19 protein-coding genes are annotated in these 20,259 nt (G+C 65.7%); 11 read left to right on the plus strand and 8 right to left on the minus strand.

Annotation, left to right across the window (positions count from 1 at the left end; genetic code table 11):
- Positions 1-77: 77 nt before the first annotated feature.
- Together AC56QP_RS28955 and AC56QP_RS28960 are read right to left on the minus strand one after the other, a co-directional pair.
- Positions 78-1,319, minus strand: a complete 1,242-nt coding sequence (locus AC56QP_RS28955; RefSeq protein WP_489862376.1) for an ATP-binding protein — start codon at positions 1,317-1,319, stop codon at positions 78-80.
- Positions 1,316-2,044 carry a response regulator gene (locus AC56QP_RS28960; protein WP_489862375.1) on the minus strand — a complete coding sequence of 243 codons (729 nt, stop codon included), beginning with the start codon at positions 2,042-2,044 and terminating at the stop codon, positions 1,316-1,318. The genes AC56QP_RS28955 and AC56QP_RS28960 overlap by 4 nt, the downstream gene beginning before the upstream one ends.
- Positions 2,045-2,258: 214 nt before the next feature.
- On the opposite strand from AC56QP_RS28960, the gene AC56QP_RS28965 reads away from it, so the two are divergent.
- The 7 genes from AC56QP_RS28965 to AC56QP_RS28995 all read left to right on the plus strand — a co-directional run bounded on the left by AC56QP_RS28965 (position 2,259) and on the right by AC56QP_RS28995 (position 10,988).
- Positions 2,259-2,990 (plus strand): hypothetical protein, encoded by a 732-nt coding sequence (locus tag AC56QP_RS28965; protein WP_489862374.1) that lies wholly within the window; start codon positions 2,259-2,261, stop codon positions 2,988-2,990.
- Positions 2,991-3,103: 113 nt separating this feature from the next.
- Positions 3,104-3,232 (plus strand): hypothetical protein, encoded by a 129-nt coding sequence (locus tag AC56QP_RS28970; RefSeq protein WP_489862373.1) that lies wholly within the window; start codon positions 3,104-3,106, stop codon positions 3,230-3,232.
- Between the two features lie 378 nt (positions 3,233-3,610).
- Complete coding sequence (locus AC56QP_RS28975) at positions 3,611-4,879, plus strand: efflux RND transporter periplasmic adaptor subunit (protein ID WP_489863493.1); 1,269 nt, start codon at positions 3,611-3,613, stop codon at positions 4,877-4,879.
- Between the two features lie 3 nt (positions 4,880-4,882).
- On the plus strand, positions 4,883-8,035 hold the full coding sequence (locus AC56QP_RS28980) for an efflux RND transporter permease subunit (protein WP_489862372.1): 3,153 nt from the start codon (positions 4,883-4,885) through the stop codon (positions 8,033-8,035).
- A gap of 10 nt (positions 8,036-8,045) precedes the next feature.
- Complete coding sequence (locus AC56QP_RS28985; protein ID WP_489863492.1) at positions 8,046-9,578, plus strand: efflux transporter outer membrane subunit; 1,533 nt, start codon at positions 8,046-8,048, stop codon at positions 9,576-9,578.
- A gap of 389 nt (positions 9,579-9,967) precedes the next feature.
- Entirely contained in the window at positions 9,968-10,432 is a 465-nt protein-coding gene (locus AC56QP_RS28990) for an Hsp20 family protein (RefSeq protein ID WP_489863491.1), read from the plus strand.
- A gap of 76 nt (positions 10,433-10,508) precedes the next feature.
- On the plus strand, positions 10,509-10,988 hold the full coding sequence (locus AC56QP_RS28995) for a hypothetical protein (protein WP_489862371.1): 480 nt from the start codon (positions 10,509-10,511) through the stop codon (positions 10,986-10,988).
- 150 nt (positions 10,989-11,138) lie between these two features.
- On the opposite strand, the gene AC56QP_RS29000 is transcribed toward AC56QP_RS28995, so the two are convergent.
- On the minus strand, positions 11,139-11,354 hold the full coding sequence (locus tag AC56QP_RS29000; protein WP_489862370.1) for a hypothetical protein: 216 nt from the start codon (positions 11,352-11,354) through the stop codon (positions 11,139-11,141).
- A gap of 182 nt (positions 11,355-11,536) precedes the next feature.
- On the opposite strand from AC56QP_RS29000, the gene AC56QP_RS29005 reads away from it, so the two are divergent.
- Complete coding sequence (locus AC56QP_RS29005) at positions 11,537-11,839, plus strand: hypothetical protein (protein ID WP_489862369.1); 303 nt, start codon at positions 11,537-11,539, stop codon at positions 11,837-11,839.
- Positions 11,840-11,914: 75 nt separating this feature from the next.
- On the opposite strand, the gene AC56QP_RS29010 is transcribed toward AC56QP_RS29005, so the two are convergent.
- The gene (locus tag AC56QP_RS29010; protein WP_489862368.1) at positions 11,915-12,418 is read right to left on the minus strand and encodes a hypothetical protein; all 504 of its coding nucleotides are present in this window, start codon (positions 12,416-12,418) and stop codon (positions 11,915-11,917) included.
- A 52-nt stretch (positions 12,419-12,470) separates the two neighbouring features.
- Complete coding sequence (locus AC56QP_RS29015; RefSeq protein ID WP_489862367.1) at positions 12,471-12,875, minus strand: host attachment family protein; 405 nt, start codon at positions 12,873-12,875, stop codon at positions 12,471-12,473.
- A 368-nt stretch (positions 12,876-13,243) separates the two neighbouring features.
- Between AC56QP_RS29015 and AC56QP_RS29020 the strand changes: the two genes are divergently transcribed.
- From AC56QP_RS29020 to AC56QP_RS29030, 3 genes are all read left to right on the plus strand, one after another.
- Entirely contained in the window at positions 13,244-14,125 is an 882-nt protein-coding gene (locus tag AC56QP_RS29020; RefSeq protein WP_489862366.1) for an EamA family transporter, read from the plus strand.
- Positions 14,126-14,279: 154 nt separating this feature from the next.
- Complete coding sequence (locus tag AC56QP_RS29025; protein ID WP_489862365.1) at positions 14,280-15,662, plus strand: NfeD family protein; 1,383 nt, start codon at positions 14,280-14,282, stop codon at positions 15,660-15,662.
- On the plus strand, positions 15,659-16,429 hold the full coding sequence (locus AC56QP_RS29030) for a slipin family protein (RefSeq protein WP_489862364.1): 771 nt from the start codon (positions 15,659-15,661) through the stop codon (positions 16,427-16,429). Before AC56QP_RS29025 ends, AC56QP_RS29030 begins: the two co-directional genes overlap by 4 nt.
- A gap of 53 nt (positions 16,430-16,482) precedes the next feature.
- Here AC56QP_RS29030 and AC56QP_RS29035 read toward each other — a convergent pair whose 3' ends face one another.
- From AC56QP_RS29035 to AC56QP_RS29045, 3 genes are read right to left on the minus strand one after another with little or no spacing between them, the layout of a single operon-like run.
- Positions 16,483-18,777 carry a xanthine dehydrogenase family protein molybdopterin-binding subunit gene (locus tag AC56QP_RS29035; RefSeq protein WP_489862363.1) on the minus strand — a complete coding sequence of 765 codons (2,295 nt, stop codon included), beginning with the start codon at positions 18,775-18,777 and terminating at the stop codon, positions 16,483-16,485.
- Positions 18,774-19,757 carry an FAD binding domain-containing protein gene (locus tag AC56QP_RS29040; protein ID WP_489862362.1) on the minus strand — a complete coding sequence of 328 codons (984 nt, stop codon included), beginning with the start codon at positions 19,755-19,757 and terminating at the stop codon, positions 18,774-18,776. The genes AC56QP_RS29035 and AC56QP_RS29040 overlap by 4 nt, the downstream gene beginning before the upstream one ends.
- Positions 19,754-20,227 carry a (2Fe-2S)-binding protein gene (locus tag AC56QP_RS29045; RefSeq protein WP_489862361.1) on the minus strand — a complete coding sequence of 158 codons (474 nt, stop codon included), beginning with the start codon at positions 20,225-20,227 and terminating at the stop codon, positions 19,754-19,756. Before AC56QP_RS29045 ends, AC56QP_RS29040 begins: the two co-directional genes overlap by 4 nt.
- Positions 20,228-20,259: the final 32 nt, after the last annotated feature.

The raw sequence follows: 20,259 nt of genomic DNA on the forward strand, positions 1-20,259 counted from the left end.
GAGGCACCTTGCCGGGGCGAGCCACGGGGTCTCGCCCCTCCTTCGGACCCCCACAAAGGGGGAGGTGGGGCGCCAGTTCACACCGCCGCGAACACCACCGTCTGGGCCAGCCCGCCGCCCTTGCGGTTTTCCAGCGTCACGGTGCCGCCGTAGCGCTCGATGATTTCCTTGGCGATGGCCAGGCCCAGCCCGGCGCCCGGAATGGATTGCAGGCGGCCGGGATCGGCGCGGAAGAAGGGCTCGAACGCCTTGTTGAGCAGCTCCTGTGGAATCCCCGGTCCATGGTCGGAAATGGTGAGCACGGCGCGGCCGTCGGCCGCGGCAAGGTCGACGCGGCACGCCTTGCCATGGGTGGCGGCGTTGATGATCAGGTTGCGCAAGGCGCGGCGCAGGCCGAGCGCGCCGGCGCGCACCGAAACCGCATCCAGATGGCCGATCGCCACGACATGGCCGAGCGATACCATCTCGGTCGCGATGTCTCGCACTATCCTGTCCAGCTCGACCGGTTCGACGGCATCCTGGTTGACCTCCTCGCGCACCAGCCGGATGGCGCTGTCGGCGATGCGGTCGAGCTCGTCGAGGTCGTGAAGCCATTTGTCGCGCTCGTCGTCGAGGAACTCGGCGCGCAGCCGCATGCGCGTCATCGGCGTGCGCAAATCGTGGCCGGCGGCGGCGACCAGCCGCATGCGGCTCTCCATGGCGGTCCGCAGCCGCGACGAGAGCTGGTTCAGCGCGTGCGCCGTCGCCTTGACCTCGGCCGATCCCACTTCCGGCACCGCGGCCAGCACGCCATCCGACCCGATCTTGGAGACGGCCGCCTCGAGCATTTCGAGCGGCCGGATCAGCACCGAGGTGAAATAGACCGAGACGGCCGTGGCGCCGGCCACGATCAGCGAGATCCAGCCGGCGAGAACCAGCCACTCGCGATTTGGCGGGTCGATGTGGGGAACCTGCATGATCGCCCAGCGACCGTCGGGCAGGCGCACCGAGGCGATCTGGCCGGGCTTGTCCACCCTGTCGCTGACGATGGCGGCAACGTCGAAGCCGCGGCGGTGCAGGATATCGCCGAGCATCGCCGTTTCCGGCCCGGCCACCTTGCCGCCCGCCGGATGGTCGCTGAAGTCGACCCGCAGGACGTCCGGCAACGGACCAGGCAGCAGCCGCATCACCAGTTCCATCTGCTGGGCAACCCAGGGCACGGTCAGTTCCGGCGGCGGCCCTCCGCCCCGGACGCTGATGACGGCGGCCGTCGCCAGGCCGACGACGCCGACGATCGAGATGACCAGCAACAGGATGAGGCGACGCCGCAGCGAGTTCACGCTTGGCCCTCCACCGTCTCGACGCGTGCGGTGAGCTGGTAGCCGCCATTGCGCACCGTCTTGAACAGCGGCCCGTCGCCGGTCTCGGTGAACTTGCGGCGTAGCCGGCTCATCAGCACGTCGACCGAGCGGTCGAGCGGATCGCGCTCGCGGCCTTGCGTCAGGTCGAGCAGCTGGTCGCGCGACAAAAGCCGGCCGGGACGGTCGAGGAACACCTGCAAAAGGTCGAACTCGGCGCCGGTGAGGTCGACGGCCACCCCTTGATCATCCGTCACCTTGCGGGTGTCGGGCTCCAGCCTGTAGCCGGCGAAACGGTAGGCGCGGGGGCGGGGCGCCACGGGCGCGTCCTCGGGCGATGAGCGCCTGAGCACGGCGCGGATGCGGGCGGTGAGCTCACGCGGATTGAAGGGCTTGCCGAGATAGTCATCGGCGCCGAGCTCGAGGCCGATGATGCGGTCGACATCTTCCTTCAGCGCCGTCAGCAGGATGACCGGCATGTGCGGCTTGCGGTCGCGCAAGCCGCTGCAGATATCGAGGCCGGAGCCGTCGGGCAGCATGACATCGAGCACGAGCAGGTCGAACTGGCCCGCGCCGAGCTTCTGTTCGCATTCGCGCCGGTCCGCCGCCACCGAGACGCGAAAGCCCTGGCCGTCGAGATAGCGCTGGAGAAGCGTCCTGATCTCGCGGTCGTCGTCGACGACAAGGATATGGGGTTGTACCTGCATTGCTCGCCCGTTTGCCTGTTCGTTTCGGATTATAGGGAGAGCCGCCGGCAAACGGCATGGAAAATTGCAACGCAATGTTGCCAGTGCCCCGCTGGAAACATTGGGAAACAAATCTCCTTTTTGCGGAAACCTTGGGAAACACACCGAAACAAAGCGGAAAAGGATGGTTCCTATCCTCCTGGCCATACGAAGCATGAGAGAAAGGAACAACATCATGCGAAGCACACTTCTCGCGCTCGGCCTGTTTTCCGCCGCGGCCATCCATCCGGCGCTGGCGGCGCAGCCTGATCCCGCCGCGCCCGGCGATGCGCCACCGATGATGGCAATGCAGGATGGGGCAATGCAGGATGGACCGGACCACGGCCCGATGGCCTGGTTCGGCCAGAATGGGCCCGGCCCGCACGGGCCGACACGGCAAGGTCCGCAAGGCTTTGGGCCGCAAGGTTTTGGCCCGGAAGGCTTCGGCCCGCACCGCATGGGACCGCCGCCGGAATTCATGCTGGCGACGCGGCTTGCCGCGCTCGAGACCCGCATTGGCGTGCGGACCGAGCAGCTCGATGCCTGGCGCGACTACACCAGCGCGTTGCAGGCGATGCTTTCGCCGCCACGTCCCGATCACGGACCCGGCGGTCCGGGCGGACCTGGCGGGCCGGAGGCGAAAGGCCCCGATGCGGCGGGCGGCAAGCCCGATGCCTTCGCCTTCCAGGAAAGGCTGGCGGACGACGTCACCGCCCGCGCGGTTTCGGCCGGCAAGCTGAAGGACGCCATCACCGTGCTGCGCACCAAGCTGACCCCCGACCAGCTCGAAATCCTCGCCTCGGCGGAACGCCCCCACGGACCACCCCCCGGCCCCTGGGGCGGCCCGCCGAATGATGCAGCCGGGCCCCGGGGCCTGCCCGACAGGCAGCTCCCGCCGCCCCAGCCCGGGAACGGCGAGCAACCCTGACCGGCTGCGCCGGCCGGCCCGGTACCCAACCCGTTCCCGGGCCGGCCGGTCCCCTTGGTGGGATGGCGCCCCGCCATCCCACCGCTCGAAATCCCCGAAATGGAAGTACGACAATGTGGGAAGCCATGATGCCGCACCGGCTGATCGCATCGGTCGGCCCCAAATTCTCGATCGGCCATGCCGGACGCGGCTTGCCGCTGACCGCGCGTGCCATGCCGACGGCCCTGCCGGTCAACGGGTGAAGGGCCCGATCCGCCTGAGCTTCGCCGCCTCGTGCCTCCGCTTTCGGAGCGGCCCATGGCGGCCATGGCCGCACGATCGCGAAAGGCTTGGCTTGTCGCCGCTGATCGGGATACTGATGCCGATGGGCAGCGCGGCCAGGAACTCGCTTTTTCGTCGGGTACGCTCCGGGGGCGGAGAAGGAACGCGACATGAGCCGCCTCAGGGCATTGCTCGACGCCGCCCACGGATTGGCGCGGCCCGTCATCATGACGGCGATCGCCATGATGGCGGCCCCGCAGCCGTGCCCAGCCTCGTCTCGGTTGGCTGGCTCCTGGCGGAACGATCCGATGCCGACAGCCAGGCGGCGACCGCAACTCCAGCGAAACATCATCCAGGACATGTCCATGCAGTCTAGCCAACCCCCTTTGCCGGCACGCCGGCGCGCGCCCCGGGCCGCAATGCTGGCCGTCGCCCTTCTTCTGGCGGCCTGCTCGCAGGAGGAAAGCAAGACTCCCGCCGGCATGGGGGCGGCCGGGCGTCCCGAAGTCAGCGTGGTGACGGTGCATCCGCAGTCGGTGGCGATCACCGCCGAATTGTCGGGGCGCACGTCGGCTTCGCTTACGGCGGAGGTGCGTCCGCAGGTCAACGGCATCATCCAGGCACGCCTTTTCCAGGAGGGCAGCGAGGTCGTCGCCGGACAGCCGCTCTACCTCATCAATCCGGCAAGCTATCAGGCGGATTACGACAGCGCGGTGGCGTCGCAGCAGAAGGCCGAGGCCTCGGTGCCGAGCGCGCAGGCGAAGTTCGACCGCTATGCCGGCCTGATCCAGCAGAATGCGGTCAGCAAGCAGGACTATGACGACGCGGCGGCATCGCTGGCGCAGGCCAAGGCCGACGTCGCGTCCGCCAAGGCAAGCGTCGAAACCGCGCGCATCAACCTCGATCACACCAAGATCACCGCGCCGATCGGGGGCCGCATCGACAAATCGTCGCTGACGCCCGGCGCCCTGGTCACCGCCAACCAGGACACCGTGCTGACCACCATCCGTGCGCTCGATCCGATCAATGTCGATGTCACGCAGTCGAGCACCAATTTGCTCAACCTGCGCCAGGCCATCACGGAAGGAAGGCTGAAGTTCAGCGGCCCCAATGTCAGCGTCAAGCTGAAGCTCGACAACGGCACCATCTATGCGCAGACCGGCAAGATGGAGTTCGCCGGCGCCAATGTCGACCAGACGACCGGCACATTCGCACTGCGGGCCGAGTTCCCGAACCCGGACCGCCTGCTGCTGCCGGGCATGTATGTGCGCGCCGTCGTCGAAGAAGGCGTTGCGCCGAACAGCTTCCTGGTTCCGCAGCGCGCCGTCAGCCGCAACGCCAAGGGCGAGGCCACGGCAATGGTCGTCAAGGCCGACGGCAAGGTCGAGGAACGCATCCTTGCCGTCGGCAACAGCGTCGGCAACAACTGGCTGGTGAGCCAGGGTGTCAGCGATGGCGACCGGATCATCGTCGAGGGCATGCAGCTGGTGCGCGCCGGCGCCGAAGCGACGCCGGTCGAGGTGACGATCGACGAGGCGACCGGCGAGGTCAAGGACCGCGCGCAGGGGACTTCGGCCGTCACCACCCCTTCCAAGACGGCCAGCACCGGCCAGTCGACCGGGAACTGAGCCATGTCCGCATTTTTCATCAACCGGCCGATCTTTGCCTGGGTGATCGCCATCGTGATCATGCTGGGCGGCCTGCTGGCGCTCAACTCGCTGCCGATCTCGCAGTACCCGCAGATCGCGCCGACCACGGTGAGCATCAGCGCCACCTATCCCGGCGCCGACGCCCAGACCGTCGAGAATTCGGTGACCAAGGTCATCGAGCAGGGCATGACCGGCATCGACAATCTCGACTACATGACGGCGACCTCGACCTCGACCGGCTCGGCCTCGATCACGCTGACCTTCACCACGGCCGCCGATCCCGACACTGCCCAGGTGCAGACGCAGAACAAGCTGCAGCTGGTCCAGTCGCAGCTGCCGCAGGTGGTGCAGAACAACGGCATCACCGTCTCCAAATCCTCGACCGGCTTCCTGATGGTCATCGGCTTCGTCTCCAGCGACGGCAAGATGAACTCGACCGATCTCGCCGACTATGTCGACGCCACCGTCAACGACACGCTGAAGCGCGTCGAGGGCGTCGGCACGACCCAGCTTTTCGGCTCCGGCTATGCCATGCGCATCTGGCTCGATCCCGACAAGCTCGCCAAATATGCCCTGATGCCGAGCGACGTGGCCTCGGCGATCGAGGCGCAGAACACGCAGGTCTCTGCCGGCCAGCTCGGCGGCCTGCCGGCGCGCAAGGGCCAGCAGCTCAATGCCACGGTGACGGCCAAGAGCCGGCTGCAGACCGCCGAACAGTTCCGCAACATCATCCTGAAGAGCCAGACCGACGGCTCGCTGGTTCGCCTCAACGATGTCGCCACCGTCGAGCTCGGCGCCGAAAGCTATACGACGCAAGCCCACTACAATGGCAAGCCGGCGGCGGGCCTCGCCGTCAGCCTGGCGACCGGCGCCAACGCCATCAACACCGCCGAGGCCGTGCGCTCGACGATCAACCGCCTGAGCTCGACCCTGCCGCAAGGCGTCGAGGTCGTCTATCCCTACGACACTTCGCCCTTCGTGCGGCTGTCGATCGAGGAGGTGGTCAAGACGCTGGCCGAGGCGATCGTGCTGGTGTTCCTGGTGATGTTCATCTTCCTGCAGAACCTGCGCGCCACCATCATCCCGACGATCGCGGTGCCGGTGGTGCTGCTGGGCACGTTCGGCGTGCTGTCGCTGTTCGACTATTCGATCAACACACTGACCATGTTCGCCATGGTGCTCGCCATCGGCCTGCTCGTCGACGACGCCATCGTCGTCGTCGAGAATGTCGAACGCGTCATGCAGGAGGAGGGCCTGTCGCCGAAGGAGGCGACGCGCAAGTCGATGAACGAGATCACCGGGGCGCTGATCGGCATCGCCACCGTGCTGTCGGCGGTGTTCGTGCCGATGGCCTTCTTCGGCGGTTCCACCGGCATCATCTACCGGCAGTTCTCGGTCACCATCGTCTCGGCGATGGTGCTTTCCGTGCTGGTCGCGCTGGTGCTGACGCCGGCACTTTGCGCCACGATCCTGCGGCCGCCCAAGGACCATGCGATGCAGACCGGCCCGTTCGGCTGGTTCAACCGCGTCTTCGACCGCGGCGCAACAGCCTATCGCGACGGCTCGCATGGCATCATCAACCGCGCCAAGCGCTCCCTCGTCGTTTTCCTCGCCATCGTCATTGCCATGGGCTGGATGTTTGCGAGGCTGCCGAGTTCGTTCCTGCCGGAAGAGGACCAGGGCATTCTGATCACCAGCGTGCAGCTGCCGGTCGGCGCGACGCAGGACCGCACCGAGCGCGTGCTGACCCAGGTCACCGACCACTATCTGAAAGAGGAAAAGGACGCGGTCGAAGGGGTGTTCAGCGCCTCCGGCTTCGGCTTTGGCGGCGCCGGGCAGAATGTCGGCATCGCTTTCGTGCGGCTGAAGGATTTCAGCCTGCGCAAATCGACGGCCATGGCCGCACAGGCGATCGCCGGCCGCGCGATGGGCGCCTTCTCCAGGATCAGGGACGCGCAGGTGTTCGCGCTCGCCCCGCCCGCCATCCAGGGGTTCGGCAACACCAACGGCTTCGATTTCTACCTGCAGGACGTCAATGGCGCCGGCCATGACGCGCTGCTCCAGACGCGCAACCAGCTTCTGGCCCTGGCCGGGCAGAGCAAGGTGCTCGCCAACACCAGGCCCAACGGCCAGGAGGACCAGCCGCAATTCTCGGTTGACATCGACCAGGAAAAGGCCAGCGCGCTCGGCGTTGGCCTGTCGGACATCAACGACACGCTTTCCACCGCCTGGGGCAGCGACTACGTCAACGATTTCATCGATCGCGGGCGGGTGAAGCCGGTCTACCTGCAGTCGGACCCGAATTTCCGCATGCAGCCGGAAGATCTGGAGAAATGGCAGGTCCGCAATTCCAGCGGCACCATGGTGCCGTTCTCGGCCTTCGCCTCCAGCCACTGGACGTTCGGCTCGCCCAGGCTCGAACGCTACAATGGGTCGGCGGCCGTCGAGATCCAGGGCGCGGCGGCCACCGGCGTCAGTTCGGGCGCCGCCATGGACGAGATCGACAAGCTTGTGGCGCAACTGCCCGCCGGCTATTCCCACGAATGGACCGGGCTGTCGCACCAGGAGCGGCTTTCCGGCAACCAGGCGCTGTCGCTCTACGCGATTTCGGCGCTGGTCGTGTTCCTGTGCCTGGCCGCGCTCTATGAGAGCTGGTCGATCCCGTTCGCGGTCATGCTCTCGGTGCCGATCGGCATCTTCGGCGCGCTTCTGGCGGCGACCCTGTTCGGCCAGTCCAACGATGTCTATTTCAAGGTCGGGCTGCTGACCACGATCGGCCTCGCCGCCAAGAACGCCATCCTCATCGTCGAGTTCGCCATCGAGCGGCAGACCGCCGGCATGGGGCTCGTCGAGGCGACGCTGGAGGCGGCGCGACAGCGGCTGCGGCCGATCCTGATGACGTCGCTGGCCTTCATCCTCGGCGTCACGCCGCTGGCGATCGCCAGCGGCGCCGGCTCGGGGGCGCAGAACTCCGTCGGCATCGGCGTCATGGGCGGCATGATCGCGGCGACGGTGATCGGCGTGTTCCTGGTGCCGCTGCTGTTCGTGACGGTGCGCCGCATCTTCAGGGGCGGGGCGGCCAGGCAGGATGCCGCGACCGAGACCAGGCCCGAGGCGACGATCCATGACAATTGAGGGTAAGGGTATGACGGGTGATGATATCGCCAGCAGGGGGGCCTTGGCGCGGATCGGCAGCGCACCGGCAAGACGCGCTGTCGGGGCGCGGCTGATCGTCGTGACGCTGACGGCGACGGCGCTCGCCGGCTGCGTCGTCGGCCCGGATTACCAGAAGCCCTTGCTGGCGATGCCGGCAAGCTGGAGCGATCACAACAAGGCCACGCCGGCCAAGCCGGCGCAATTGTCGAAATGGTGGCAGCGGCTGCGCGATCCCGAGCTGAACACGCTCGTCGACGAGGCGGTTGCCGGGAATCTCGACGTCGCCACGGCGAAGGCCAAGATCCGCGAGGCGCGCGCCAGCTATCGCCAGAGCAGCGCGGCCCTGTTCCCGTCGCTGGACGGCTCCGGCTCGGCCACCCGCAACAAGTCGGCCGCGACCACGTCGGGCTCGAGCACCGTCTACAGCGAATATCAGGCCGGCTTCGACGCCAGCTGGGAACTCGACCTGTTCGGCGCCAACCACAGGAGCGTCGAGGCGGCCCGCTATGGGCTGGACGCGTCCGAGGAGGAGCTCCGCTCGACCCTTTTGACCCTGGTTGGCGATGTCGCCTCGTACTATGCCCAGGCGCGCGGCTATCAGGCCCGCGTCGCGCTCGCCCGGCGCTCGGCCGCATCGCAAAGACAGACCGCCGAACTCACCCGGACCATGGCGCAGGCCGGCACCGCGACGGCGGCCGATGTGGCGAAAGCCATGGGCCAGGCAAGCAGCACCGAAGCCGACATCCCGACGCTGGAGGCAAGCTATGCCGAGGCCGTGCATCGTCTTTCCGTGCTCACCGGCCGTCCGCCGGCGGCGCTGAGCGAGCGGCTGAAGCGCGGCGCGCCGATCCCGGCGCCGCGGCTGCCGATGCCGACCGGCATTCCCGCCGACATCCTGTTGTCGCGCCCCGACGTGCGCATGGCGGAACGGCAATACGCGCAATACACCGCCAAGATCGGCCAGGCGGAGGCGGCGCGCTATCCCTCGGTCAGCCTGACGGGGGACATCAGCACTTCCGCCTACAAGCTTGGCGACCTCGGCAAGAATTCGTCGATCGGCTGGTCGTTCGGGCCGACGCTCAGCGTGCCGGTGTTCAATGCCGGGCAGCTGAAGGCCGCCGTCGAGGTCGCCGAGGCCCAGCGCGATCAGTATTTCATCGCCTACCGGTCATCGGTGCTGAGCGCGCTCGAGGATGTCGAGAATGCGCTCGTGCTTCTGTCGCAGGAGCGTATCCGGATCGGCAAGCTTGCCTCGTCGGCGAAATCCTACGGCGAGGCGGCACGCATCGAAGGCACGCTGTTCAAGGCCGGCGAGACGAGCCTTCTCGACGTGCTCGACGCCCAGCGCTCGCTCTATTCGGCCGAGGACACGCTGCTGCAAAGCCGCGTCCTGCTGGCGACCAACTACATCGCCCTCAACAAGGCGCTCGGCGGCGGCTGGGACGGCGTCGTCGACACCACGACGCCGGAGATCATCGACGTCAAGACCGGCCCACGGCTGGCGAAGCTGGCGGTGCCCTGACCGGTTGCAAGCTGCAGGGTGAGGTATCGAACGGCCCCCATCCGGCACGGCCTTTCGACGCCCCACCGCTGTTCATGCTCAGGCACGCATGCGGCGCGCCCAGCCCCGCTCGAAGACCACGCCGCGAGGGGCACCTGCAGAGCTCTTGTACGACTTCTCCGGGCCCCCTGCACGTGTATCGCCGAGGTCGTTCGCAGATCTTGTGAACCTCCTCCCGGCAGGCGGTTTTCTCACCATGAGGAGCTCTTATTTTTTCTTGCTCGAGGCTCTTGAAGCTGTTTTCGACGGTCCCCAAATCGTTTGCCGTCGAGGCTTCAAAGCTCGACAGCAGGCGGCGCCGCATTGGGCGGCGCACCTTGTACCCATGTTGCTTCAAGGAGAATGTGGCTATGAGAACCTTTGACTCGCTTTATCGCACCACCGTCGGCTTCGACCGTCTTTTTGACATGCTCGACAACAGTAACCGGACCGACTGGCCGCCTTACAACATCGAGAAGACGGGCGAAAACGACTATCACATCGCCATGGCTATAGCGGGCTTCAGCTCCGATGAGGTGGAATTGACGCAGAACGGTCACGAGTTGGTGGTCGTCGGCCAGAAAGCCACCAGCACGGAGGGGCGCCAGATCCTGCACCAGGGCCTTGCCTTGCGGAACTTCAGACAGGTATTCAAGCTGGCCGACCATATGAAGGTGGTTGCGGCGAGCCTCGAAAACGGCCTGCTCAGCATCGACATCGTCCGGGAAATCCCCGAGGAACTGAAGCCTCGCCGCATAAGCATCGGCGCCAGCGATGCCGTGGCGGTCGGCAAGCAGATCAGCCAGGACGTGGAAAAGTCGCGCAAGGTTGCCTGACGGCCAAGCTTTCAACCCCTAACGCTGCGGTCCCCTCCCGGTTTCGGCCGGGAGGCCCTGATTGCGGAGATTGGAGATGAACCAGCAGACTGAAATATCCCGCGCTGCAACCAAGCGCGCCACTTTGTTCGAAGGTCTTTCTTTCCTTCTCGACAGTCCCGAGCGTGTGCTCAACCATTCGCGCATGAGCCTGGATGAAAAGCGTGCCGTGCTCGCATCGTGGGCGTCGGACGCTTGTGCAGTCGAAAACCAGCCCACCTTACGAAAACTGGACAACGGGACGATTATCCCGCTCGAGGAAATACTGTGTGGGCTGCGGGCTCTCGATCAAGACGGTGGTCGCGGCAAGCGTCCGTTGCATCGGGTCATGCCGTCGCACACCGCGTTTGATCGCCGCAGCGCCCTCATCAGTGGATGGAGGCGTAAATGGCGGTTTACGGGCAAGGATGATGAGGATGATCCACCGCCATGCCCGGCGTCGGTCGCCCCACGCTGGCCCCGCGGGGGGCAAAGTGGCCCTTGCGTGGCGGCTGACCGCGAACCAATTTATGCCTGATGGATAGGCTTCCCGCTTGACGCAAGCCATATCAAACCCGCTGCGCCGGCCCGCAGCGGGTTTGGAGTCACGTCCTTGCGCTGCAGAGCAAAACAAAAGAGCACACTGCGCCGACGGATTTCAAGAAGATGATCCGACGCCTCCAAGAGGCTATTTCTTCCGGATAGTGCCGTGATTCAGGTCGAAGGCCTGGGTGTGCCCGGCCTGCTTTTGAAAATCATCTTGCAACTCGCCCCATTCGCCGAGGTAAGCGCCGCAAAGACTGCAATGAATGGCGGTGTGTTCTTCCGCCTTGTCCGGGATGTCCATCAGGATTGTGCCGCAAGCCTTGCAATCCAGCTTGTGGTCGAGCCGCTTGCCGTCCATCGTTGCTGGAACCCTCCGCTCGACAAGGGGTTATTTTATCCGCCTGCCTGTGCACAGTCCACACGTTTCACAGCGGGCGAGGGGGCGGTCACCATTGTTGACTCCGGCGACCCCGAAAGCGTAAGTCGTGGTTCGCGTCTCGCGTCCAAGGCGCTGCGTTTCAACCGTAAAGGCACAATAAAATGGACGAAAAATATTCCAATGCGCGCGAGCACTTTTTCGCTGCAATCAGGACGCTGGCAGCCTCTGCCGACAGCGTTCAAACGCGCCTGATCGATGCCAATTTGAACATTTTGCACGTTACGATCGACGAATTCGATGGTGATCGCGAGCTCAAATTCAAGTTTGCAAAAATACTGGACCTAATGGCCATCGATCAGGACGATATGGAAACGGTCGCTGTCGAGACAGCCGCGCACATGACGGATTTTGAAGCCATTAAAGTCGCGGATCTGATTTGCGATTTCTACTACGAGCTAACATAGTTCGGCGGCATCGGCGGACGTTTGAGCTTCGCCCGCCTGCCGGCCCGAATGTAGGATGTCGGCCAATCAAAAACGCTATTTGCGGTTGAGGTTGATCTCGCTGATCGTGATGTTCTTGCCGGTGGCCGGGTCCTTGTCGATGGTCGTCAAACGCATCCCGTTGTCTCCAACCTTTTCCAGCTTCAGCTGGGCGGCCCGGTCGCCATTGACTTCTTTTGCCCAATGGATGCCGAGGACCAAAGCGTTGCCTGAGCGATTGCCGCTCAGGCCTGCCGGGCCTGTGCTCGATCCGGTGTATGTGCCGGCATATGTTTTGCCATCGGTCTTGACGTCGGCGCCGATCGCTCGCGAGAAGACCACGTAACCTGTACATTTGCCATCAAGGGACAACGAGCTCTCGGTTGCGTCGGACGCGAATTTACAGTTGATCTTGATGGGCTGAGAATCTGCGTCGACTTTGACCGTGCCCTTGCCAACCCAACTGCCTGCGAAAGATTTCAGAAAGGACCCGTCAGACGCCTGGGCGGGGACCGCGATGCAAAGCATCGCTGTGGCCAATAAACCAAATAATCTTGTCATGATTGATTGTTTCAATCCAATGGAGGAATAGTAAAATTGGGATGTGGATGGCTTAGGCGGCGGCAACGACTTTCTCGATCTCCTGCGCCGAATGACCGGTGAGATCTTTTGCGATTTCGCCAACAAGCACCGCCGAAAGTTTCTGATGATAGTGCTTGCGCAGTTCCCCAAGCGTCCGGGGAGCGGCGATGATGATGAGATTGGCGATCTGTCCGCCGAGCACCTGCCGGTTGAGGAGATCGGCTGTTCCCGCAGCGAAACTATCTTCCTCGATCTGACTGCTGTCCGGATTGGCGGAACTGCTCTGATGGCGCGCGCCGGAGCCCTTGTTGTCGTTTGTCACGTCTTCAGCCACCGAGGCCGTGAGCTTTGGATTGGCCTCGTCTCCCGAGTTCCGGAACAGGTTGAGCCTCTCGCCGTCAGCTACCGCGACGGTCGCACCCTTGGGAATGTCCATTTGTGAGTCTCCGCTATTGCGCCAGTCGTTGGCTAAACCGATGGATTGCCTGCTGACATTGTTCTCAACGCCTCAAGTCGACATTGGATGCCTTGTGTCGGAGCCTTTGTTGCAATCGCTCCATGGCGGCTGACCTATGATTGACCGGCGGATTGCTGATGAGGTCGTCGCGATGTCGAAGCAGCGGCGCCTGCCACGCGAACAGGAAAGCGACTGATCCCGGCAGGCGTTTGTCCCGCACTTGCTCTCCAGCACCTTGCCCTATTAGCCAGCCGCCTGCTGCCTCACGACAGCCAGGCCAGTTCAGCCTATCCCCATGCCACTGGGCCGCGCGGATGCCCGACAGGGCAGGGAAGGATGAAACCAAAGTGACATCGACGCCGATTGCCCGTCGTGAAGCGGCGCCCTTGCCCATAGCGGCGCTGATGGGCGCCATGGTGTCGATCCAGATCGGCGCCACCTTCGCCAAGGGGCTGTTCCCGCTGATCGGCGCGCAAGGCACCACGACGCTGAGGCTGGTCATCGGCGCGCTGATGCTGGTCGCGGTGCTGAGGCCGTGGCAGAGGCAGCCGTCGCGCGCCACCTTGCCGTGGCTGGTCGCCTATGGCGTGACGCTCTGCGCGCTCAACCTTCTGTTCTATGCCGCGCTCGCCAGAATTCCGCTCGGCATCGCGGTGGCGCTGGAGTTCTCCGGCCCGCTCCTGGTGGCGACGGCGACCTCGCGGCGCGCCAGCGACTTTGCCTGGATCGTGCTGGCGGTGGCCGGCATCGTCTTGTTGTCGCCCTTCGTCCGTTCGCTCCAGCCGCTCGATCCGACCGGGGTGATGCTGGCGCTGGCGGCCGGCGGCTTCTGGGCACTCTACATCGTGCTCGCCCAGAAGGCCGGCGCCGAGCTTGGCACCCGCACCACCGCCTACGGCATGGCGATCGCCGCCGTGCTGGTGTTGCCATTCGGCGTGGCGCAGGCGGGAACCGCGCTGCTCGCGCCGTCGATCCTGGGAAGTGCCTTGCTCGTCGGCCTGTTCTCCAGCGCGCTGCCGTTCTTTCTGGAGATGGTGGCGCTGACCCGGATGCCGGCGCGCATCTACGGCACGCTGACCTGCCTGGAGCCGGCGCTGGGCGCGTTGGCCGGCTTCCTGTTCCTGCATGAAACCCTGACCGCGCCGCAACTGGCCGGCATCGCCGCCGTCATTGCCGCCGCCTTCGGCACCGCGCTGACATCGCGGCCGCCGGTGCCGTCGCCGGAATAGGCTTTCCAGATCTCGCAATTTGCCGCGCCCAACCTTGCTCAAGGAGACCGGTGGGGCCGTGGCCGACCACAGCTTCGCAAGCTTGAAGGACACCACTGCTCCCCCATGGACTTCTCCAAAATACAACCCATATGGATTCCGTGGAGCTTTGAGCGTGACCTTCGCGCGGGTGGCCCTTCTTGCCGCGGCCTTTGTCGCCGTGGCTGTCTTTTCTCCCTTCTCTTCGGCCGGGAGCGAGAGGGTCGCGCTGAGCGTCGCCATTGACGGCGCCATCGGGCCCGCAAGCACCAGGCAGCTCGAGGAAGCGCTTGACGTCGCTGCCAGGCGGGACGCCGCGGTCCTCATCCTTCAACTCGACACGCCCGGCGGACTGGTCACCTCGATGCGCGAGATGATCGCCGCCATTCTCGCTTCGCCGGTGCCCGTCATTGGCTATGTCGCGCCGGCCGGCGGCCATGCGGCGAGTGCCGGCACCTACATCCTCTACGCCACCCACGTGGCGGCCATGGCGCCCGGCACCAATCTCGGCGCCGCGACGCCGGTCGAGATGGGCGGCCTGCCGTCGCTTCCCGGCGGCGAGAAGGACAACGGCCCGGCCAAGGACGAGAAGGACGCCACCGGGCGGCCGGCGGGCGACGCGATGATGGCCAAGGTGACCAATGACGCCGTCGCGCTGATCCGCTCGCTCGCCGAACTGCGCGGGCGCAATGGCGACTGGGGCGAGAAGGCCGTGCGCGAGGCGGCAAGCCTGTCGGCCAATGCGGCGCTGCAGGAACATGTCATCGACTTCGTCGCCCGCGACACCACCGAGCTGTTGCAACTGGCCGATGGGCGCACCGTCGACGTGGCCGGCAAGAAAGAGGTGCTGGCGACGAAAGGGCTGCCGGTCGAGACCCTGGAGCCCGGCTGGTTCATCCGGCTGCTCGCCATCATCACCGATCCCAACACCGCGATCATCCTGATGCTGGTCGGCGTCTATGGCATCCTCTTCGAATTCATCAGCCCAGGTGCCGTGGCGCCCGGCGTCATCGGCACCATCTGCCTCGTGCTTGGCCTCTATGCGCTCAACCTCCTGCCGATCAACTATACCGGCCTTGCCCTGATGCTGCTCGGCATCGCCTTCCTCGTCGTCGAGGCCTTCAATCCCACCGTCGTGCTTGGGCTCGGCGGCGTGGCCGCCTTTCTGTTCGGCGCCGCCATGCTGCTGAGGGTCGAGGGGCCAGGCTTTGCCATGTCATGGGCCATCATCGGTCCAGCCGCCGCGCTGACGCTTGGGCTGGCGCTGCTGACCGGCACCTATGTCTGGGCGGCGCGCCGGAATCCGCCGCGCGTCGGCGGCGAGGCCATGCGCGGCTTGCCGGCCAAGATCCTCGACTGGCAAGGCGGCGAGGGCCACGTGCTGGCCCAGGGCGAGCGCTGGCGGGCGAAGGCCGACGAACCTATCGCACCCGGCGACAGCGTCGAGGTGACCGATGTCAGCGACCTCGTGCTGACGGTGCGGCGGCGCGATGCGGCAAGGAACGGAGCAAAACAATGAGCATCGGTTACGTGGCCTATCTGTTGCTTGCGCTGGTCGTGGTCATATTCCTGTCCGCGGCCATCCGCATCCTCAGGGAATATCAGCGCGGCGTGGTCTTCACGCTCGGCCGCTTCACCGGGGTCAAGGGTCCCGGTCTCATCATCCTCGTTCCCTTCGTCCAGCAGATGGTGAAGGTCGACCTGCGCGTGGTGGTGCAGGACGTGCCGCCGCAGGACGTCATTTCGCGCGACAACGTCTCGGTGAAGGTCAACGCGGTGCTCTATTTCCGCATCGTCGACGCCGAGCGGGCGGTCATCCAGGTCGAGGACTTCATGGCCGCCACCAACCAGCTGGCGCAGACCACGTTGCGTTCGGTTCTCGGCAAGCACGAGCTCGACGAGATGCTGGCCGAGCGCGACAAGCTCAACAGCGATATCCAGGAGATCCTCGACCAGCGTACCGACGCCTGGGGCATCAAGGTCTCCAATGTCGAGATCAAGCATGTCGACCTCAACGAGAACATGATCCGCGCCATCGCCAAGCAGGCCGAGGCGGAGCGGCTGCGGCGCGCCAAGGTGATCAACGCCGAGGGCGAACAGCAGGCGGCGGCGAAACTGGTCGAGGCGGGCCGGATGCTGGCGGCCGAGCCGCAGGCCATGCAGCTGCGCTATTTCGAGGCTTTGCACGACATCGCCGGCGAGCGCTCGTCCACGGTGGTGTTCCCGCTGCCGGTGGATCTGCTCAGCCAGTTCATGAAGGGGCAGGGTGGAGGCGGAGGCGGCTGAGCGCGCAATCTCCCCGCAAGGGGGAGATCGGCAGTTTCGGCGTCGGCAGATACTTAAATCAGTTTCTCCAGCGTGATCGGCAGGTCCCGCACGCGCTTGCCCGTCGCGTGGAACACCGCGTTGGCGATCGCGGGCGCGACGCCGACGATGGCGAGTTCCCCGACGCCCTTGCCGCCGAGCACCGAGGAGTGCAGGTCGGGGATGCCGACCGAGATCACCTCGATGTCGGGAATATCGGCATTGGTCGGCACCAGATAGTCGGCGAGGTTGTTGTTGACGATGCGGCCGTGGCGGCGGTCGACGATGCCTTCCTCCAACAGCGCCTGGCCGATGCCCATGATGATGCCGCCCTTCCACTGGCTTTCGGCAAGCTTCGGATTGTAGAGGCGGCCGGAATCCAGCGCCGACACCACGCGTGATACGCGCACCGTGCCGAAATCCTCGTCGACGCGCACCTCGATGAAATGCGCGCACCAGGAGTGGCGGGAATAGTCGCCCTCGGTGTGCGGCAGCGACATGGCGATGGTGGTGTAGTTCTTGTAGCGATCCTCGGCGGTCGAGTTGACCGGCATGGTGTCGCCGGTGGCCTCGATGTGGTCGCGGCCGATGCTGGCCAGCAGTTCGGCGATGGAGAGATCGGGGCCGTCACCGCGCGGCGAAGCTATGCGGCCGTTGGCGACGACCAAAGTGTTGGCCTGCAGCGCGTGGAAGGGCGAGCGCGGATCGCTGATCGCCAGCCCAACCAGCTGGTCGAGCGCGGAGGTCGCCGCCTTGTAGACGGCGCCGGTCATGACACCGGCCAGCCGCGAGCCGCCGGTGACGCCGGCGCGGGGAAAGCGGGAGTCGCCCAGTTTCACCACCACGTTGTCGGCCGGCACGCCGACCGTCTGGGCGGCGGTCTGCGCCAGGATGGTGTAGGTGCCCTGGCCCATGTCGATCGAGGAGCTCTCGACCTCGACCGAGCCGTCGGCGAGGATGCGCACGATCGCCTCGCCATAGGCGCGCCGCACCGGATAGGTGCCGGCGGCGACGCCCCAGCCGATCAGCTGGTTGCCGTCGCGCATCGAGCGCGGTTCGGGTGTCCGCCTCGCCCAGCCGAAGCGTTCCGCTCCCGCTGCAAAAGCCTCGCGCAACTGCCTGGTCGACCAGGCTTTTTTCGCATGGGGATCCTGCTCAGCATAATTCCGCAGCCGAATCTCCAACGGGTCGATGCCGACCTCGTAGGCGAGCTCGTCGATGGCGCTTTCGATGCCGAAGGCGCTAGGGTTTTCGCCCGGTGCGCGCATGGCGCCCGGCACCACGGAATTCACCCGCACGACATTCTGCCGCGAGGAGAAATTGGGCGTCGCGTACATGATCGAGGTGACCGATCCAAGCGGCTCGACCCACATGCCGTCCATGGAGGTCTCGTTGACGCCGCGATGCACGATCGACTGGATTTTTCCGTCATGGTCGGCGCCGAGCGCCACCGTCTGCCGCGTCGCCGCGCGCCCGCCATAGCTGGTGAAGGTCTGCGGCCGCGTCATCACCAGCCGCACCGGTCGGCCGAGCATCTTGGCGGCACATGCCGCCACCGCGCCATGGCTGAGCGCCAGCGCCTTGGAGCCGAAACCGCCGCCGATATAGGGCGAGAGCAGCCGCACATTCTCGAACGGCACGGCGAACCATTCGGCATAGGTGCGCGCCATGCCGTCCAGCCACTGGCTCGGCTCCCATACGGTTAGCTTGTCGCCTTCCCAGCGCGCGATCAGGCCATGCGGCTCCATCGGCGCCTGGTATTCGCGCGGCGTGTTGTAGGCGGCGCAGACCCGGACCGGGGCCGAGGCGAAAGCGGCTTGCGCGTCGCCCCATTCCTTGGTCATGGCGTCGATCGGAATGCCGTCGCCGGCCTTGCCGTCGCTGAGGTCGACGATGGTTGGCGCCTCGTCGTAACTGACCTTGACCAGGGCGGCCGCGGCGACCGCCTGCTCGAAGGTTTCCGCCACCACTGCAGCGACGTGCTGGCCCGAGAAGGTGATGTCGCGCGCCAGCGGGCAATAGGGTTTGTCGGGTGGCGGCGTGCCGAACCAGTCCGAGGCGGTCCTGAGGCTGATGATGGTGTCCGGTGTCAGCACTTGCAGCACGCCCGGTGCGGCTTCAGCGGCGGTGGTATCGATCGCGCGCACCTTGCCCGATGCAATCGTGCTCTCGACCAGCACGGCATAGGCGAGGCCTTCGAGCTGTTGCTCGACGGCGTATTTCGCGGCGCCGGTGATCTTGGCCGGGCCGTCGACGCGCGACAGCCGGCCGCCGACGGCTTCCGCCGTCACGCCATCCGAAGCATCGCCATGTCTTGTGTGAACGGTCATGCCGTCTCTCCCAATTTGAGGATGGCGCGCGCGACGACGCGCGGCGCGAGCTCGATCTTGTAATGGTTGGCGCCATGGTCGACGGCGCCTTCGACGGCGAGCAGGCTGGCCGCGCGGACGGTTTCCGGTTCCAGCACCTTGCCTTTCAGCGCCGCTTCCACGGCGCGCGCACGCCACGGCTTTGTGGCGACACCGCCGAGCGCGACGCGCAGGTCAAGGATGGTGCGGCCGTCCGCCTCGAACTCGATGCCGACGGCCGCACTGGCCGCCGCAAACTCGTAGGATTGCCGATCGCGGATCTTGAGGTAGGTCGAGCGGCGGGCAGCGGCGGTCCCGGGGATTTCGATGGCGGTGATCATCTCTCCCGGTTCGATCGCGTGTTCCCTGTCGGGCGCGCTGCCGGGCAGCAGGAAAAAGTCGTCGACCGAAACCCGGCGCTCGCCGAGATGGACGGCCGCGTCGAAGGCGACCAAGGCCACGGCGAGGTCGCCGGGATACATGGCGATGCAGGCCTCGCTGGTGCCGAGCACGGCATGTCCCCTCGTGACGCCGCCGATCGCCGAACAGCCCGAGCCGGGTTCCCGCTTGTTGCAGGCGGGGAAATTCGAGGGATCGCGGAAATAGGGGCAGCGGGTGCGCTGCATCAGATTGCCGCCCATGGTCGCCATGTTGCGGATTTGTGCCGAAGCCGCCTGCCACAACGCTTCCGAGACGGCGGGGAAGCGGCTCTTGATATCGGCATGGTCGGCGACATGGCCCATTTTGGCCAGCGCGCCGATGGTGGCGCCGCGCTCGGTCACCTCGATCGAGTCCAGCCCCTTGAGATGGGTGATGTCGACCAGGCTGTCGGGTTCTGCAACGCCGCATTTGGCGAGGTCGATCAGCGTGGTGCCGCCGGCGAGCAGCATGGCGCCGGGCAGGGCGGCCGCCTCGCGTGCCGCATCGACCGAGCCTGCGCGAAAATAGGAAAAATCCCTCATGATGCGACCTCCAAAGCTGCCTGGCGCACAGCGGCGACAATGTGCGGATAGGCGCCGCAACGGCAGAGATTGCCGGCCATGTATTCGCGGATTTCGTCATCGGAGCCGGCATGGCCCTCGCGGATGCAGGCCACCGCCGACATGATCTGGCCTGATGTGCAATAACCGCACTGGAAGGCGTCCTGCTCGAGGAAGGCAGCCTGCACGGGATGCAGTTCGCCCTCCCGTGCAAGCCCCTCTATAGTGGTGACGGCGCGGCCCTGAGCCTGAGTGGCCAGCGTCAGGCAAGCCAGCACGCGCTCGCCGTCGACATGCACGGTGCAGGCGCCGCACTGGCCGTGGTCGCAGCCCTTCTTGGTGCCGGTCAGGCCGAGCCGGTCGCGCAAGGCGTCGAGCAGCGTGACGCGCGGCTCAAGCTCCAGTTCGTGATGGTTGCCGTTGATGTCGAGATGGACAGGGATTTTCGTCATGGGCGTCTGGCTCCAGTTGCTTGACGCGAAGT

It is taken from the genome of Mesorhizobium sp. RCAM 05104, from assembly GCF_059683645.1.